Below are 3,249 nucleotides of genomic sequence, written 5' to 3'. Positions count from 1 at the left end.
CACCCCCACCCCCACCCCCCACCCGGCCGGCCCGCCCGGCCCTACCCCGGTTCGTTGATCAAGAGGTTTACGTCATCATCACGCAGTGAGGTGACGTAAACCTCTTGATCGCTGTGGGGGGAGTGGTGGGATGCGGGGGCTGGTGGTGGGGACGTGTCATTCGGGTGAGGTTGGCGTGCCCGGGGTTGCGGCGCGGCGGCTCGACGTGACCGACCGGGACGCGGTGCGCCGGCTGGTTGCCGAGGTACGCCCGGACGTCGTCATCGCGACCGCGTACCGCAACGACGACTGGACGGTCACCGCCGACGGGGCGGCGCACGTCGCGTACGCGGCGGCCGAGGTCGGGGCGCGGTTGGTGCACCTGTCCAGCGACGCGCTGCACGCCGGCCGTCCGCCCCCCTATCTCGACGACGACGTGCCGACCCCGGTGCATCCCTACGGTGCGGCGAAGGCGGCGGCGGAGACCGCCGTACGGGTGGTCGACCCGGGCGCGGTGCTGGTGCGGACCTCGCTGATCCTGGGGAGGGCAGCAAACAGATCCAGCTCTGCCGGGACGCGTTGACCGGTCGGGCCACCCTGTTCACCGACGAGTTGCGCTGCCCGGTCGACGTCGGCGACCTGGCCGACGCGGTGCTGGAACTGGCCGACTCGGCCGTCGCCGGCCCGCTCAACGTGGCCGGCCCGGAGCCGGTCAGCCGGGCCGGGCTGGGGCTGCTGGTGGCCCGCCGGCACGGGATCGATCCGGCCGGGATGACGACCACCACGACCACGGCGGCCGGACTGCGGCGTCCCACCGACGTGCGGCTGGACTCGTCCCGCGCCACCGCCCTGCTGCGGACCCGACTGCGCGGTGTGACCGAGCTGCTCGCCGGCTGACCATCAAGGCCGTCGGGGTCGGCCGGGCAGAGACGGACGCTGAGCCGGAGGCCGCACCGCTACTGCACAGAAGCTGTGCACAAATCTTGTGCACAGTTTCTGTGCACAGTTATTGTGCATGCATGGAGAACGACGACACCGGCGGGCGACCCGCGACCAGCTCCGTCCGGATCGACCACCGGCAGGTCCGCGTCCTGGCCCACCCGCTGCGGCTGCGGCTGCTCGGCGCGCTGCGGGTGCAGGGGCCGGCCACCGCCACCACCCTCGCCGGGCTGCTCGCCACAAACACCGGCGCCACCAGCTACCACCTGCGCCAGCTCGCCGACGTTGGCCTGGTGGTCGAGGACCCTGACCGGGGCACCGGGCGGCAACGCTGGTGGCGGGCCGCGCACGAGGTGACCGACTGGGAGCCGAGCGACTTCGACGACGACCCCGACGCCCGCGCCGCGATCGAGTGGATCCAGGGCGACCAGGTACGACTGCTGGCCGAGCGGGCCGAACGCTGGTTCGCCGTCCAGCAGGACTGGTCACCGGCCTGGCGGGACGCGTTCGGGATGAGCGACGCCTTCCTCACCCTCCCGGCCGACCGGCTCCAGGCTCTGGAGGACGAGCTGTGGCAGGTCGTGGAGCGCTACCGCGCAGGGGCGGACCCGCAGCAGGCGGACGCCGAGCGGGTGCACGTCTTCCTGGCCGCGTTCCCGATGATCGGTCAGTAGCGGTGACCGCACTGACCGTACGCCAGGTCCGGTTGCGCTACCTCACCCTCTACGGCCTGCGCTGGCTGCCCACCGGCCTGACCATCCCGGCGATGATCCTGCTGATGCAGGAACGCGGCCTGTCGCTGACCCAGATCGGCCTGGTCTCCACCGCGCAGGGCCTGGTCGTGCTGGCGCTGGAGTTGCCCACCGGCGGTCTGGCCGACGCGCTCGGCAGCCGGGTCGTCCTGGTCACCGCCTGGGCGGTCAGCCTGCTGGCGCTCGGCCTGTTCGCGGTGGCCGACTCCTTCGCGCTGTTCTTCCTGGTCTGGGCCCTGCAAGGGGTCTACCGGGCGCTCGACAGCGGCCCGCTCGACTCCTGGTACGTCGAGTCCACCCTGGCCGCCGACCCCGGCAGCGACTACCAGCCCGGCCTCGGCTTCGCCGGCACCGTCGCGGGCGTCACCATCGCCGGTGGCGCGCTGCTCAGCGGCGGCCTCATCGCGCTCGGGCCGGTCGGGCCGGTCAGCGCCCTGACCGTGCCGGTGCTGGTCGCCGCCGCCCTCCAGGCGGTGGCCCTGGTCGTCCTGCTGTTCCTGCTGGTCGAGACCGGCCCGGCCCGGGGTCCGGGCACGCTGCGCGCCTCGGTCGTGGCGGCCCCCCGGATGATCGGTCAGGCCGTCGGCCTGCTGCGCCGCTCCCGGGTGCTGCTCGCCCTGGTGTCGGTGGAGCTGTTCTGGGGCTTCGGCATGGTCACCTTCGAGTCGCTGCTGCCGATCCGGCTCGCCGACGTGGTCGGCGACCCCGAACGGGCGGCGGCGCTGCTCGGCCCGGCCAACTCGGCGGCCTGGCTGGTCTCGGCGGCCGGTGCGGCGGCGACCCCGCTGCTGCTGCGCTGGCTGGGCGCGGCCCCCGCCGCCGGGCTGCTGCGGATCGTGCAGGGCGTCACGGTGCTCGGCATGGGGCTGCTCGCCGGGCCGGTCGGGGTGCTGGCCGCCTACCTGGCCTGCTACGCCGTGCACGGCGCGTCCAACCCGCTGCACCTGGGGCTGCTGCACCGACAGGTCGACGGGCCCTACCGGACCAGCGTCATCTCGCTGAACTCGATGCTGGGGCAGCCGGGGTTCGCCCTCGGTGCGGTGCTGCTCACCGCCCTGGCCGACCGCCGGGGAGTCGGTACGGCGATGGTGGTCGGGGCGGTGGCGCTGGCGGTGGCCGCTCCGCTCTACCTGCCGGCGTGGCGGGCCGGACGACGGGCCGCCCCGGCGGATCCGACCGAGCCCACCGGAGCGGCACTCCGGGGTGCCGACGAGGCCGGGACGGTGGTGGGACCGCCAGGTCGGTGAGTTCCCGGTCGGAGCCGACCAGACGGGCAGCCGGGAACCTGCGGGTGGGGCGACCCGGATCTCCACGGTGGAGATTGACAGTTCGACCGATTGGGTACATCGAGGCCGACCTACTGGGACCCCCTACCGGAGGACATCCACATGCTCGCCATCCTCGCGGCCGTCGTCTTCGGCTTCGCGCTCCTGCTGGACCTGCTCAACACCAACTTCGGCGCGGTGGCCAGGTGGATCACCGCCTGGGCGAGGTTGAGCTGGGCCTCGGGCAGGCCGACGTACTCCACCGCGTGCGCGGCGGCGGTGGCCACCGACAGGGCGGACGGGTCGGCCAGGCC

At 73.6% G+C, this 3,249-nt stretch carries 4 protein-coding genes and 1 pseudogene; 4 read left to right on the top strand and 1 reads right to left on the bottom strand.

Features of this window, described 5'->3' with window-relative positions; translation table 11 throughout:
* Positions 1–175 precede the first annotated feature (175 nt).
* The 4 genes from AC0AIB_RS30860 (at position 176) to AC0AIB_RS30845 (ending at position 2,917) form a co-directional block, all read left to right on the top strand.
* The gene (locus AC0AIB_RS30860; protein WP_465098024.1) at positions 176–562 is read left to right on the top strand and encodes a sugar nucleotide-binding protein; all 387 of its coding nucleotides are present in this window, start codon (positions 176–178) and stop codon (positions 560–562) included.
* Positions 559–876 carry a hypothetical protein gene (locus AC0AIB_RS30855; RefSeq protein ID WP_328348515.1) on the top strand — a complete coding sequence of 106 codons (318 nt, stop codon included), beginning with the start codon at positions 559–561 and terminating at the stop codon, positions 874–876. Before AC0AIB_RS30860 ends, AC0AIB_RS30855 begins: the two co-directional genes overlap by 4 nt.
* A 122-nt stretch (positions 877–998) precedes the next feature.
* Entirely contained in the window at positions 999–1,592 is a 594-nt protein-coding gene (locus AC0AIB_RS30850; protein WP_328348514.1) for an ArsR/SmtB family transcription factor, read from the top strand.
* 2 nt (positions 1,593–1,594) lie between these two features.
* On the top strand, positions 1,595–2,917 hold the full coding sequence (locus AC0AIB_RS30845; protein ID WP_328348513.1) for an MFS transporter: 1,323 nt from the start codon (positions 1,595–1,597) through the stop codon (positions 2,915–2,917).
* 119 nt (positions 2,918–3,036) lie between these two features.
* On the opposite strand, the pseudogene AC0AIB_RS30840 reads toward AC0AIB_RS30845, so the two are convergent.
* Positions 3,037–3,249, bottom strand: a pseudogene (locus AC0AIB_RS30840) (AAA family ATPase); the annotation flags it as partial.

The organism is Micromonospora sp. DSM 43699 (assembly GCF_055517075.1).
Note: the sequence above shows the minus strand (reverse complement) of the source record. Positions and strands in the feature narration are given on the sequence as shown.

Bases quoted from the DNA above. Each gene is read 5' to 3' on its own strand.
- AC0AIB_RS30850 (WP_328348514.1), top strand. From the start codon at position 999: ATGGAGAACGACGACACCGGCGGGCGACCCGCGACCAGCTCCGTCCGG.